Raw genomic sequence first — 13106 nt, forward strand, 5'->3', positions numbered from 1 at the left:
TTCAGTCGGCCGAGGGCCAAAAGGCATCCTCTATGTGTTTTAAGTTATAGTTGTTAGTACGGTCGAAAAGGATAGATATTATATCGAACCTCACTTCGCCCTGGTGATTCATCAAATATATGTATTCGTCGGCCGCATTGGCCAGTAAACGCTGCTTACGCGCATCTACAAAATCCTCGGGCAGGCCAAAGCCAGTGCCCGTGCGGGTTTTTACTTCGGCGAAGATAATAGTTTTGTCTTTATAGGCGATGAGGTCTATCTCGGCTTTTCCATGCACCCAGTTCTCATCCATTATTTCGTAGCCATTGGCTTCCAGATGGGCTTTAGCAATGGCTTCGCCTTTGCGGCCGAGGTCGTTATGGGTTGCCATTAGTTGATTTTTTTAAGATACGATGGAACAGAAAACAATAGCAAGATCAAGTTTATAAAGAAGGCCAGCATGGTGCCGTACAGCATCCCCCACCCTATATCTGTTAACGGCTTCCTACTTTGATTACCATAAACCGTCAGCACAAGCCCCGTTATAAAAAAAAGTAAAAAACTGCAGCCTAATAGCACTTCGTTAAATTGCCACCAAAACACGCTTGATACATGGTAGAAAAGCACCACAAGCAGATATAGATATTTCATCTGCTACTTCAATATCACCGAGCCTAAATAATCGGATATACTTTTCTCTACCTTTTTCATGTGCATGTATTGGTTTAGCAGTATATCCTGGTCGGCATCGCTGGTGGCGGTTTGCAGTTCGTTGCGCAGTTGCTCCAGTATTTTGCCCACTTTGTGCATTTTGAGGTGGAATATAGCGCCCAGTATGGTGGCCTTCATGTTGGCCTGCTCATCGGGCACTAATATTTTGTGCATCTCGTACCAGTTCTCGCTCAGGGTGTACTTGGTGGCAAGCAAGGTGACCACAAGGTCAACAATGCCCTTATCCGGGTGGTGTATAAAATGTTGCTCCTCGGGCAGTACGCCGTTATCCACCTCGTGGCGGTAAATCTCTATGAATTGCTTGCAGGCAGGCACATCAAATTCCACGTCGTTCAGTTCCACCATCATAAAAGGGCCGATGTACGTATTGGTTATGCCGTCCCAATCAATCATCTTATTACCGTAAAGTAACAGCAGGCGGATAATTTCTTTTTCTTGTGTGTCAATTTCTCTGGGCTTTTGCTCTTCGAAACCTTCCAGGTATTGCAGTTCATCGGGGGGCGCCACGTCATCGTATTGCTGCTGCTGATGGCGGTTATTTTGTTGCTGGCTATCCTTTTTCGCCTTGGCCAGACGCATCTTATTCAGTTCGGAGAGCAAGGCGCGTTCATCGATCTGCATAATACTGCTACATTCCTTGATGAACACCGATGCTTTGATAGAATCGGGGATTTTGGCAATACTTTCTACCACCTCGCGTATCACTTCGGCCTTTTTAATCGGGTCGCTGCCGGCATCTTTAAGCAGCAGGGTGGTTTTATACAGGATGAAATCCTTCTTATTCTCCTCGATGTGTTTTTTGAAGGCATTGGTACCCAGTTTACGCACATACGAATCGGGGTCGTGCCCGTCGGGAAAGGAAACCACCTTTACATTAAGGCCCTGCTCCAGTATCATATCCAGTCCGCGCAGGGATGCCTTGATGCCCGCAGCATCGCCATCGTATAAAATGGTGATGTTTTTGGTGAACCGGCTGATAAGCTTTATCTGCTCTACCGTGAGCGAGGTGCCCGATGATGCCACCACGTTCTCTATCCCCGCCTGCGAAACCGACAGCACGTCGGCATAACCCTCTACCAGGTAGCAGTTATCCTCTTCGCGGATGGATTTTTTGGCGAAGTACAGCCCGTAAAGGATGTTCGATTTATGGTATATCTCGCTTTCGGGCGAGTTTACATACTTGGGTACCGCCTTATCCGTTTTCAGGGTGCGGCCGCCAAAGGCTATCACCCTGCCCGTGAAGCTATGGATGGGGAACATCACCCGCCCGCGGTACCTATCGTACAGGGTACCGTTTTCTCGTTTTACCGATAGGCCGCTTTCTACCAAAAATTCTTCCTGGTAGCCGTTGCGGATAGCAGCACCGCTGAAGGCCTCCCATTGGTCGGGCGAGTAGCCCAGCTCGAATTTTTTGATGGTATCGTTGGTAAAGCCGCGCTCTCTAAAATAACTGAGGCCAATGCTCTGGCCCTCGTCGGTTTCCAGCAGGCTTTCGTGGAAGAATTTGGCGGCATAGCCCGATACGATCATGAGGCTTTCGCGGCGGTTATCTTCCGCCTTGTCCTCGGCGGACATCTCGGTCTCTTCTATCTCGATGCCGTACTTTTTGGCCAGCCATTTTAAAGCTTCGGGATAGGTAAACTTCTCCAGCTCCATTAAAAAGGTGATGGCGCTGCCGCCCTTGCCAGATGAAAAATCTTTGAAGATGCCCTTCGCCGGCGATACCGTAAAGGAAGGGGTGCGCTCGTTAGCAAAGGGCGAAAGCCCCACGTAGTTGGCGCCACGCTTTTTCAATTGCACAAATTCGCCAATCACCTCCACAATATCTGTGGCTTCCATTATACGGTCGATGGTGGGCTTGGTGATCATGGGTAAAAAACGTTGAGCCTGCAAAAGTAAGCGTTTGCGGGCTTTAGTTGTTCTTAAAGATAGAAAATATCATTTAACAAATGGCAGGTGGGGTAAAACCGTTAGTCCCAATTGAAATTATCAATATCTGTTGAGTCGGGATTTTCAATTGCCTCGCGTCGAAACACTGTAGCATTATGCTATACGATTTTTACGGTAATTGATATTGGCTTAAAAATTGGTTATATTTGATTTATAAGTGATGAATTATGCGCACCATAAGTATATCTATATCTGAAAGTGAATTTGCCAAATTAGGCTTACAAAACGATAAGCTTAGCTATAACGACTGGCTCGACCTATTTGCGCGTCAAAATCTTCTTAAGGCTGTTGAACTTGCAGAAAAATATGGGTTATCCACAATGACAATGGATGATATCACTAAAGAAGTAAGAGCTGTAAGAGACAATGCAAAAGATAATAGTTGATACAAACATTTTAGTATCATCTTTAATTCAAAGAAGTTACCCTTACCTTGTCATAGAGGAAATATTCAAAGGCAGCAACGTTCAGCTTTGTGTTTCTGAGAAGTTAATGCTTGAGTATTATGCCGTGTTGAGCCGGGATAAATTCTCAAAATATCCCGATTTTGTTTTGAGGGCAGAAGCCTTACTTATAGACATTGAGCGTAAGGCTGCTTTATTCAACCCTAAATTAACACTAACTGTAATTGCTGATTTTGCAGACAACAGGCTTTTAGAACTTGCTGTTGAAAGCCATGCGGACTACATCATTACCGGTAACACTAACGATTTTACGTTCTCTGAATACGAGGGAACAAAAATTATTAGTCCAAAGGAATATTGGGATTTACTAAAGTAATTCCGATTAATCACTATCAATGACCTTTTCTGCATTCCCCTTCAAAAACGTAACCGCTATCCCCGCCAGCACAATCACGCTACCGATGATTTCCGTTACCGATAAATGCTCGTTCAATAAAAATGCCGCCAAAATACCTGCAAAAACGGTTTGGCTCAACAGCGCAATGGCCACCCTGGTAGATGGCAGATACCGTAACGAATAATTGATAGTGAGCCAGCCGGTAAGCTGGCAAATGATGCCCATACCGATAAAGCAGAGCCAAACGTTCAATGAGAAATCCATCATGTTATCGCCCGTAAATACGCTTACGCCAAACAGAAAGACTGCCGCGCCCAGCATGCTGTAGAACATAAAGGTAAATACATCTATACCCGCCATCACGTTTTTGGTGATAAGTATATAGCTGGCATATAAAAAGCTGGCCAACAGCGCCAGCAAGATGCCGGCATTAAATTCCAGATGAAGGATATGCTGATAACCTACCAGCACCACCATGCCGATAATAGCAATGAAAGTACCAATCCAAAACTGCCTGCCCGATTTTGCTTTAAAAAGCAGGTAACCTATCAGGCCTACCCATACCGGGGCAAGGTTGGCCAGCAGCGTTGATACGGTTGCGCTGATCTTTAACAACGACACGTTCCAAACCGCCACATCCGATGCGAACACCATACCCGCAGCAATAGAGATGAGCAATTGCTTACGCCCTATCCTGAGCTTATTTTTGATGATGCAATAGGGCAGCAGGCAGGCCCAGGCAATGGCCACCCGGTAAAAGGCCGCACCTAATGGCGACACGCCCGCCAGCTTTACGAAGATGGGTGAAAAGGATATGCACAATATGCCTATGATGAGACTCAGCCTGGGATTCATGCGGCAAAACTACGGAAAGTCTGAACCATGATTCGCAGGATTTAAGGATTAACGGGATTAATTGGCATAGGGCAGGGAGTTGCTTGAACTCGACCTTTAAGAAACTTTAAGGGATTTATAGATTTTGCAATAATGCAAGGCAAAACAATACAGCGAAGATGCAGACTGGGGCTGAGCAGTTAACCTCAATTTAATACAATAATAATACGCAAAGAATAAATACGCTGTAGCGTTACCCCTTAACCTGGCGTAATAACATAAAAACACCACTTATGAAAAAACTTACATTACTTGCCTTAGTTGTTTTGTCGTTATTTACCGCTGCATGCTCTAAGCGGAACTGCTGCGTGCCCCCCGTTATTGCGCCTTACATTGGGGCGGATAAGAACGCCGTAAAATGGGTGGGCGAAGCCACCGCTGAAAAACAGGGGACGGATACTTTATTGATCGTTGGCTCTAAAACCGAAGAGCGCCTTATCATGCGCTTAAAGTTTACCGGCAAGGGCACATATTCGTTCCAGAACACGCAGGCTTTTTATTTTACCACCATCGGTGGGGATGTTTTCACCAGCGAATATATTGTTGATAATACCGCTGCAAGCACACTAACCGTTACCGACTATAACGAAACAAGCAGACTTGCTAGCGGCACCTACAGCCTTACGCTTAAAAGAAATTATCCTAACCCTTCAGCGACTTACCCCGAAACGGTAAAATTTGTCAATGGCATGTTCAATGTTTACCTGCCTAAATAAGTCTATCGTCTGCGCTTAAATTCTGCAATTTCGGGTTCATCCAATGGATGATTAATCGTATTTTTGCCGCTCAAAATATTTTTATATGAGCCAGCGAATAAAGATTAAAGCATTACTGCAAAGCGGGGAAACCGGCACGGATGTAACAGTAAAAGGATGGGTACGGGCGTTCCGTTCTAATCGTTTTATTGCTTTGAATGATGGCTCTACCAATAGCAACCTGCAAATCGTAGTCGATTTTGAAAACACCGACCCTGCATTGCTCAAACGCATCACCTTTGGCGCAGCCGTAAGCATTACCGGCAAGCTCGCCCCATCATTGGGCCAGGGCCAATCGGTAGAGGTTATTGCCAGCGAGATTGAGATATTGGGCGATTGCAACCCGGATGAGTTCCCATTGCAGCCAAAAAAGCAAACGTTGGAGTTTTTGCGCGAGAACGCTCACCTGCGTTTCCGAACCAATACATTCGGCGCAATATTCAGGGTGAGGAACTCATTATCATTTGCAGTGCACCAATTCTTCCAGGAGAAGGGCTTCGTGTACCTGCACACGCCGGTAATTACGCAATCTGACGCTGAAGGGGCGGGCGAGGCATTCCACGTAACCAATTTCGATTTGGGCAACGTGCCGCGCACCGATACCGGCGAGGTGGATTACAAGCAGGATTTCTTCGGAAAATCTACCAACCTAACTGTTTCCGGTCAGCTGGAAGGCGAATTGGGTGCCATGGCTTTGAGCGATATCTACACTTTCGGACCAACCTTCCGTGCGGAAAACTCTAACACCACCCGCCACTTAGCGGAGTTTTGGATGATAGAGCCGGAGATGGCTTTTTATGATATCCACGATAACGCTAACCTGGCCGAGGAATTGCTGAAATATGTGATCAGCTATGCTTTGGATAAAAACAAGGAGGACCTTGAGTTTTTAACCCAGCGTTTGTTGGAAGAAGAAAAGCAGAAACCACAGAACGAGCGTTCGGAATTGTCGTTATTAGATAAGCTCCAATTTTGCCTGAACAACGATTTCGAACGGTTGACTTATACCGAAGCGATAGAGATACTGCGCGAATCTACCCCGAACAAGAAGAAGAAATTCCAGTTCCCGGTAGAGGGTTGGGGTACCGATCTGCAATCGGAACACGAGCGTTACCTGGTTGAGAAGCACTTTAAAAAACCGGTTATCCTTACCGATTACCCTAAAGAGATAAAATCCTTTTACATGCGCCAGAACGAAGATGGCAAAACCGTTGCCGCTATGGATATCCTGTTCCCGGGCATCGGCGAGATCATTGGCGGCTCGCAGCGCGAAGAACGTTTGGATAAACTCACCACCCGTATGGACGAACTGGGCATCCCTAAAGACGAGCTTTGGTGGTACCTGGATACCCGCCGCTTCGGCTCTTGCCCGCATGCGGGCTTCGGCCTGGGCTTCGAGCGTTTGGTGCTCTTCGTAACCGGTATGGGCAATATCAGGGATGTTATCCCTTTCCCAAGGTTCCCGAAGAATGCGGAATTTTAATATTTGGGATTACACCGATTAACACGATAAAAGCCTTGCTGATTACTTCATTAGCAAGGCTTTCTTATTTCTATTTCAATCGTGTTAATCCATCAATCGCTAAATCGTGTTCTGTATATTATTTAGTTCGCTTTTATTTATAACTTTAGCGTTCAACCCCTTACACATTCAAAATGAAAAAGATAGTGCTCTCTTTGCTGGCGGTAACAACACTCATTTTCAGCGCATTTGCACAGCAGGTGCTGTGGATGCAACAACCCAAGCTTTCGCCCGACGGGCAATGGGTCGCCTTTGAATACAAAGGCAACCTGTTTAAGGTACCTGCCGCCGGCGGTACGGCTGTTCCCTTAACTATTAACAGCGCATATAATGGTTATCCGGTTTGGAGCAACGACGGAAAATCGATAGCATTCGCATCAGACCGCTACGGCAACTTCGACGTTTACATTATGCCGGCCAGCGGCGGTGCCGCCACAAGGCTTACTTATAGTTCAGAAAAAGATATTCCCTATGAATTTTCTGCCGACAATCAAACGGTTTACTTTGGTACCGACCGCAATGATGTTTATACATCTGTTCGTTTTCCGGGTCCGCAATATTTTATGAAGCTTTACCAGGTTCCGGCCAAAGGCGGCCGCAGCCTGTTGGTTAATTCTGCAGGTACAGAGTTTGTTCATTTCAACAAAACGGGTAGCAAATTTATATTTCAGGACCGAAAAGGATATGAGGATCCCTGGCGCAAACACCATACATCAAATGTTACGCGCGATATTGTTGTATATGATATTGCCACTAAAACTTACACCAGGGTGTCGCCTTTTGCAGGTGAGGACCGTGAGCCTGTTTGGGGTAATGGCGATGGTTTTTATTATTTGAGCGAGCGTAATGGCAACCAAAATTTATACCGCTCATCGCTGGCGAGCGTTAACACCGTAACGCAGTTGACCAAATTTACGAAAGATCCTGTCCGCAACCTTTCGCGGGCCGATAACGGCACCCTTGCGTTTACGCAGAATGGACAACTATATACATTAGCGGAAGGCGGGCAACCCCAAAAGATTACCATTAGCCTTACTGCCGATTTTAACGCCGACCAAACACAAAACATGCCCGTTAAAGGCGATGCAACCGAAATATCAGTGTCGCCAAATGGCAAAGAAGTAGCATTTGTTTACCGCGGCGAGATTTTTGTAAGCTCGGTTGATGGCAATATTACTAAACGTATTACCAATACACCGTTCCAGGAACGCATGGTGCAGTTTAGTCCCGATGGCCGCAACTTGCTCTATGCTGTGGAAAACACCGAATCATGGGATATTTATAAGGCGGAGATTGCAAAGGCAAACGAACCCTACTTTTTTGCGGCCACTACTTTTAATATTAGCCCGGTTATAGCTACATCAAAAGACGAATTTCAGGGTGTTTACTCTCCTGACGGGAAAAAGATTGCCTACCTTGAAGAGCGTAATATTATAAAAGTTTTAGATATCGCCTCAAAAAAAACAGTTACTGTACTGCCAGAGGGGGTTAATTTTTCCTATTCCGACGGTGACCAGTACTTCGTTTGGTCTCCGGATGGCAAATATATCATAGCACAATCCAGCGAAGGCGCGGCATTCCGAAGTGAAGTAGCTTTATTTAAAGCAGACGGAACCGGCGAGCGGATTAACCTCACACAAAGCGGCTTTAACGACGGGCACCCACAGTGGGGCATGGATGGCAAAATGATGTATTGGCAGTCTGATAAAGACGGTATGAAAAATTTAGCCCGCGGCGCGCAAACGGATGTGTACGCCATGTTTTTTGATCAGGCCGCGTGGGACAAGTTTCAGCTCAGCAAGGAAGACATGGACATAAGCAGGCAAGAAGATAAACGCGACTCCATCAATCGCGCCGCCGCTACGCCCGATAAAGCAAAAACATCAGCGGGGCCGGCGCCATATGAATACATTCCCAACTTTAAAAATCTTAGCCAGCGCACGATGCGGCTTACGGTTTCCCCTGCAGATATAGCCGATAATATACTATCTAAGGATGGCGAAAAAATGTATTACCTGGCTAAATACGACAAGGGGTACGATCTTTGGCAGATACTAACGCGCACGCGCGAAACCAAAGTGCTCGCCAACTTAAACGCTACCGGCGGTTCATTAAAACTTACGCCCGACGGCAAAACGCTGTTTGTACTGGCAAGCGGTAACATTACCAAAGTAAACACCGATGATGGCAAAATGACACCCGTTAAGATAAACGGGAGCATGGATTTGGACGCTGCTGCGGAAAGACGCTATATTTTTGAGCACGCGTTTAAACAGGTAAAGAAGAAATTCTTCGATCCCGGTTTACAGGGTACCGACTGGAACTATTATCATACCGCTTATGCTAATTTCCTGCCACACATCAACAACAACTACGATTTCCAGGTACTATTAAGCGAGTTTTTAGGAGAACTAAATGGCTCGCATACAGGTGGCCGTTACGCACCGCTGTTCCCCAACGCCGATGAAACCGCTGCATTAGGCTTACTATACGACCTTACGAAGGGCGGCGACGGGCTGTTGGTTAAGGATATTTTAAGCGGCGGCCCGTTTGATATTGCGCGTACTAAAATGAAAAAAGGCTACGTAATTGATATGATAGACGACGAAGCCGTTACCGGAGATGCCGATTGGAATAAACTACTGAACCATAAAGCCGGGAAATTTACATTAATAAGCTTTCACGACCCCAAAAGTAACGCTACGTTTGAAGAAAACGTAAAACCGGTTACTACCAGGTTTGAAAGCGGCACCCTCATGTACAAACGCTGGTTAGGCCTAATGGAGCACCTTGTAGATAGCCTTTCGCATGGTGAAGTTGGATACGTGCATGTGCAAAGCATGAACGACCCGAGTTTCAGAGTAACTTTTGATAAGGTACTGGGCCGCAATTATGATAAAAAAGCGCTTATAGTTGATACCCGTTTTAATGGTGGCGGCTGGTTGCACGATGAGTTGGTGACTTTCTTAGGCGGTAAGTTGTATTTCGAATTGCGTCCGCAGGGAAATAAAACCATTGGGGGCGAAAGTTTGAACAAATGGAACAAGCCAAGCTGCGTTTTAATGAGTGAAGGTAATTACTCCGATGCATTTATGTTCCCTTACGCGTACAAAGAGCTTAAAATAGGTAAGTTGATAGGCATGCCTGTTGCCGGTACCGGCACAGCGGTTTGGTGGGAACGGCAAATAGATGGAACACTTGTATTCGGTATCCCAATGGTATCGAGCTGGGGTAGCGGCGAAACACATTATACCGAAAATCACCAGTTAGAGCCCGACATTATGGTAACCAATAATTACAATAATGTATTGAGCGGCGAAGACGAACAACTGGAAGCTGCTGTGAAAGAAATGCTACAGACGGTTAAATAAACTATTTGGGCAATATTAAAAGAGGCTGTATCATATTGATTTTGATACAGCCTCTTTTTGCTTTATATGGGCCTGCAGAACAGCAAGGCCACCGTTCACGGTGTTCACGCGGCGCAGCATGAACACCGTGAACATTTTCAAATCCTTAACAATCAACTACTTGCAATTTTGCGAATGGTGTCAATATCGTGTCACCATCATTGTTGCTGTTATCCGCTATATTTGCGCCAAAAAAAACCGGGATTTTGATACAGCCTCTTTTAATATCTGTCCACCCTTCTCCGAAGGAGTCCTCACGGACAGGAGTTTAGGGGGCTTCTACTCCTTCTTATATTCCTTATGCAAAATCAAAAAACTCGCCCGTTCTTCTTTGTGGAAGGGGATATCCCAGTTGCCTTGATAGGTTATTTTGGTGGGGAGCAGCACGCCATCGAAGTAGTTGAGTTCGATATTCATCTGCACATCAAAATCGAAGAACATGTTGCTGTATTTCATATCGATGTAGCGGCCCAATATCTGGAAGGTGCGCTCATCAAAAATGGTGGTCATCTCCTGTATCATCACGTCATCCATGCTGCTGCTGGGCTTGCGGATAACCTTAAAGCGGTACACAGGGATAGTATCCAGATACTTGCCCCGGGCAAACTCATAGCGATAAAACTGCTTCAAATCATCTCCGAATATCTCTGTTTTGCTGCTGATGAACGGTATGCCGCTTATCTTGCGGCCCGGCGTAAAAATAAGGGCTTTCAGCTTTGCCTTATAGCCCGCATTCTTGCCTTTTGGCTCTCCGGGTACGGGCGCGCTTCTGGCAAAATCGGCATTGTAGGCGCTCATAAAAATATAATCGAACATCTCTACCGTGTACAACTGGTACTTGCCGTTCTTCTTGACCACGTTTCCACTATCCGCTTTGGCCAGGTAGCTTACCTTTGGCGTACCCGCAACATTGCTGTGCTGTATCTTCCGGTAGATCTTACCATTAACCTTGTTCTTTTTATCGTAAGTAAAAATGCGGTTCTCGGCTGTAAAGCCATAGCCTTTCATGTTGCGGAAAGCCAGGTAGAAACTGGTATCCTGTAGCACTGCATCTATAAAATCCTGCGCCCGCAAACGGTGCGAACGTATATTAACCGCCGAATCGATAACGATGGTGCGCAGCGTATCGGGGTTGTAACGATTGATTTGCTGGGCCTGCGAGCAGATGGCAGACAGGAGGAAGATAGGAAGTAAGAGGAGTTTTCTATAGCTCATAGATGATAGTTCATGGTTCATAGACAAAAGCTAAATAGTAAATTTTGCTGCTGACCGCCATGAACTATGAACCATCATCCATGAACTAAAATTAATTCCCCAATTGCTTCACCGCCAAATAGGCCATCAAACCGGTACTTATCTTAAAGGCATCTTCCTCTACATCGAATGTTGGGGTGTGTACCGATGAGGTGATGCCGCGGGCCTCGTTGCGGGTACCTAAACGGTAAAAGCAGGCATCAGCCGCTTGCGAGTAGTAGGCAAAATCCTCAGCAGCCATCCAAATATCCAAATCCAGCACGTTCTCTTTGCCCAGGTAATCTTCGGCGTGGCCGCGGGTTGCAGCGGTAAGCACTTCCTCATTAATGAGGAAAGGGTAGCCGCGCACGATATTGAACTCGCAGCTACCACCCATGCTTTCTGCAATGCCTTCGGCCATTTTCTTGATTTTGATATGGGCCTCGCTGCGCCATTTTTCGTCCATGGTGCGGAAGGTGCCTTCCAGGTAAACCTCGTTAGGGATAACGTTGGTAGCGCCATTGGCAATCACCTTGCCGAACGACAATACCGAAGGGCTCTTAGGATCGGCAGAACGGCTCACGATGGTTTGCAGGGCGGTTAATATATGCGCGGTGATAATTACCGGGTCAACATTCTGTTGCGGTTGTGCACCGTGGCCTCCCTTGCCGCGCACGGTAACGTACAATTCATCCGTTGAGGCCATGTATTTGCCCGCACGAAAGCCCACCTTGCCGGCATCTATCAGCGGCATTACATGCTGACCCAATACGGCTTGTGGTTTGGGATTTTCCAATACGCCTTCTTTGATCATTAGGCTGGCGCCGCCTGGCAGCTTCTCTTCTGCCGGCTGGAAAATCAGCTTTATGGTCCCGCCGAACTCGCTTTTCAGTTCCGTCAAAATCTTAGCTGTGCCTAATAACGATGAGGTGTGTGCATCGTGCCCGCAGGCGTGCATTACGCCAGGGTTCTGCGATTTATAGGGCACATCGTTCGCCTCCAATATAGGCAGGGCATCCATATCGGCACGGAGGGCCACTACCCTATCAGATGGTAAATCCCCTTTTATCAAAGCAACCAGGCCGGTATCGGCCATTTTGTGGTATTCGAGGCCCAGCTCCTCTAACTTGTTAGCCACGAAAACAGATGTCTCTACCTCGTGAAACGAAAGCTCGGGGTGCGAATGCAAATGGCGACGGGTAGCCACCACATCATCAAAAATAGTTGCCGATAGTTGCTGTATCTTTTCCTTAATCATTATTGGTAACGGTTTTAGGGGGGATGATTTTTTCTGAGACGATGAACATGGCCTGGAATACGGATTGCAGGGCGGCTTTCATCTTTTCGGCTTCGAGCCGCGTGCGGAAATCGCCCACCTTTACTTTAAAGTAGGGTTCGTGGTAAGTCATGTACGTGCGTATTTCGGGATATTCGCTATTGAATTTAGCCTGGGCAGCATAGGCCGCATTACGACTGGTGCCGCTATATACCTGCAATCTATAGCCGTAATTTGAAGTGTATGCACCACCGGCATTAACGCTGCCACCATTCCTGTTGAGCGAGGCGCGTTTTGCCAGCAAGGTATCGAACAAGGCAGGGCGTACCACCACTACCTTGCCTTTGGTTTGCGCCGATGCGCTGGCCGAAAAAAGCAGCAAAACGAAAAAAGAGCAACATTTGATGAGGCTTAACATAGCTTTACGATCAAATATTGCTCTTTTCATTTATCAATGTTTTTAAAACGTCATTGCGAGGACCGAAGCAATCTCTAAGCTATGCATAGCGGATATGCTTATCGGGAGATTGCTTCGTTCCTCGCAATGACGCGGG

11 protein-coding genes are annotated in these 13106 nt (G+C 46.5%); 5 read left to right on the forward strand and 6 right to left on the reverse strand.

Going from position 1 to position 13106, the window contains the following annotated elements:
* Position 1: 1 nt before the first annotated feature.
* Both AC1DXC_RS17860 and dnaG read right to left on the reverse strand, forming a co-directional pair.
* Positions 2 to 370 carry a YraN family protein gene (locus tag AC1DXC_RS17860; protein WP_477460532.1) on the reverse strand — a complete coding sequence of 123 codons (369 nt, stop codon included), beginning with the start codon at positions 368 to 370 and terminating at the stop codon, positions 2 to 4.
* A 263-nt stretch (positions 371 to 633) separates the two neighbouring features.
* Positions 634 to 2580 carry a DNA primase gene (gene dnaG, locus AC1DXC_RS17865; RefSeq protein ID WP_477460533.1) on the reverse strand — a complete coding sequence of 649 codons (1947 nt, stop codon included), beginning with the start codon at positions 2578 to 2580 and terminating at the stop codon, positions 634 to 636.
* 248 nt (positions 2581 to 2828) lie between these two features.
* Here dnaG and AC1DXC_RS17870 point away from each other — a divergent pair, with 248 nt between their 5' ends.
* Together AC1DXC_RS17870 and AC1DXC_RS17875 are read left to right on the forward strand one after the other, a co-directional pair.
* Positions 2829 to 3047, forward strand: a complete 219-nt coding sequence (locus AC1DXC_RS17870) for a hypothetical protein (protein WP_477460534.1) — start codon at positions 2829 to 2831, stop codon at positions 3045 to 3047.
* Positions 3028 to 3441, forward strand: coding sequence for a putative toxin-antitoxin system toxin component, PIN family (locus AC1DXC_RS17875; RefSeq protein WP_477460535.1), 414 nt, complete (start codon positions 3028 to 3030; stop codon positions 3439 to 3441). Before AC1DXC_RS17870 ends, AC1DXC_RS17875 begins: the two co-directional genes overlap by 20 nt.
* Positions 3442 to 3447: 6 nt before the next feature.
* Here the strand turns inward: AC1DXC_RS17875 and AC1DXC_RS17880 are convergent, their stop codons facing one another.
* On the reverse strand, positions 3448 to 4317 hold the full coding sequence (locus tag AC1DXC_RS17880; RefSeq protein ID WP_477460536.1) for a DMT family transporter: 870 nt from the start codon (positions 4315 to 4317) through the stop codon (positions 3448 to 3450).
* A 272-nt stretch (positions 4318 to 4589) separates the two neighbouring features.
* Here AC1DXC_RS17880 and AC1DXC_RS17885 point away from each other — a divergent pair, with 272 nt between their 5' ends.
* From AC1DXC_RS17885 to AC1DXC_RS17895, 3 genes are all read left to right on the forward strand, one after another.
* The gene (locus AC1DXC_RS17885; protein WP_477460537.1) at positions 4590 to 5072 is read left to right on the forward strand and encodes a DUF6252 domain-containing protein; all 483 of its coding nucleotides are present in this window, start codon (positions 4590 to 4592) and stop codon (positions 5070 to 5072) included.
* Between the two features lie 85 nt (positions 5073 to 5157).
* Positions 5158 to 6594 (forward strand): asparagine--tRNA ligase, encoded by a 1437-nt coding sequence (gene asnS, locus AC1DXC_RS17890; protein ID WP_477460538.1) that lies wholly within the window; start codon positions 5158 to 5160, stop codon positions 6592 to 6594.
* Between the two features lie 173 nt (positions 6595 to 6767).
* The gene (locus AC1DXC_RS17895) at positions 6768 to 10004 is read left to right on the forward strand and encodes a S41 family peptidase (protein ID WP_477460539.1); all 3237 of its coding nucleotides are present in this window, start codon (positions 6768 to 6770) and stop codon (positions 10002 to 10004) included.
* A gap of 318 nt (positions 10005 to 10322) precedes the next feature.
* On the opposite strand, the gene AC1DXC_RS17900 is transcribed toward AC1DXC_RS17895, so the two are convergent.
* From AC1DXC_RS17900 to AC1DXC_RS17910, 3 genes are all read right to left on the reverse strand, one after another.
* Entirely contained in the window at positions 10323 to 11258 is a 936-nt protein-coding gene (locus AC1DXC_RS17900; RefSeq protein ID WP_477460540.1) for a hypothetical protein, read from the reverse strand.
* 91 nt (positions 11259 to 11349) lie between these two features.
* The gene (locus AC1DXC_RS17905) at positions 11350 to 12534 is read right to left on the reverse strand and encodes a M20 metallopeptidase family protein (RefSeq protein ID WP_477460541.1); all 1185 of its coding nucleotides are present in this window, start codon (positions 12532 to 12534) and stop codon (positions 11350 to 11352) included.
* A complete protein-coding gene (locus AC1DXC_RS17910; protein WP_477460542.1) occupies positions 12527 to 13000 on the reverse strand; it encodes an SPOR domain-containing protein in 474 nt (157 codons plus the stop codon). The genes AC1DXC_RS17905 and AC1DXC_RS17910 overlap by 8 nt, the downstream gene beginning before the upstream one ends.
* Positions 13001 to 13106 lie beyond the last annotated feature (106 nt).

This window comes from Mucilaginibacter sp. P2_D11 (genome assembly GCF_056404435.1).

Bases quoted from the DNA above. Each gene is read 5' to 3' on its own strand.
- AC1DXC_RS17860 (WP_477460532.1), bottom strand. From the start codon at position 370: ATGGCAACCCATAACGACCTCGGCCGCAAAGGCGAAGCCATTGCTAAA.
- AC1DXC_RS17870 (WP_477460534.1), top strand. From the start codon at position 2,829: ATGCGCACCATAAGTATATCTATATCTGAAAGTGAATTTGCCAAATTA.
- AC1DXC_RS17910 (WP_477460542.1), bottom strand. From the start codon at position 13,000: ATGAAAAGAGCAATATTTGATCGTAAAGCTATGTTAAGCCTCATCAAA.
- AC1DXC_RS17895 (WP_477460539.1), top strand. From the start codon at position 6,768: ATGAAAAAGATAGTGCTCTCTTTGCTGGCGGTAACAACACTCATTTTC.
- AC1DXC_RS17875 (WP_477460535.1), top strand. From the start codon at position 3,028: ATGCAAAAGATAATAGTTGATACAAACATTTTAGTATCATCTTTAATT.
- AC1DXC_RS17900 (WP_477460540.1), bottom strand. From the start codon at position 11,258: ATGAGCTATAGAAAACTCCTCTTACTTCCTATCTTCCTCCTGTCTGCC.
- AC1DXC_RS17880 (WP_477460536.1), bottom strand. From the start codon at position 4,317: ATGAATCCCAGGCTGAGTCTCATCATAGGCATATTGTGCATATCCTTT.
- AC1DXC_RS17905 (WP_477460541.1), bottom strand. From the start codon at position 12,534: ATGATTAAGGAAAAGATACAGCAACTATCGGCAACTATTTTTGATGAT.
- dnaG (WP_477460533.1), bottom strand. From the start codon at position 2,580: ATGATCACCAAGCCCACCATCGACCGTATAATGGAAGCCACAGATATT.
- asnS (WP_477460538.1), top strand. From the start codon at position 5,158: ATGAGCCAGCGAATAAAGATTAAAGCATTACTGCAAAGCGGGGAAACC.
- AC1DXC_RS17885 (WP_477460537.1), top strand. From the start codon at position 4,590: ATGAAAAAACTTACATTACTTGCCTTAGTTGTTTTGTCGTTATTTACC.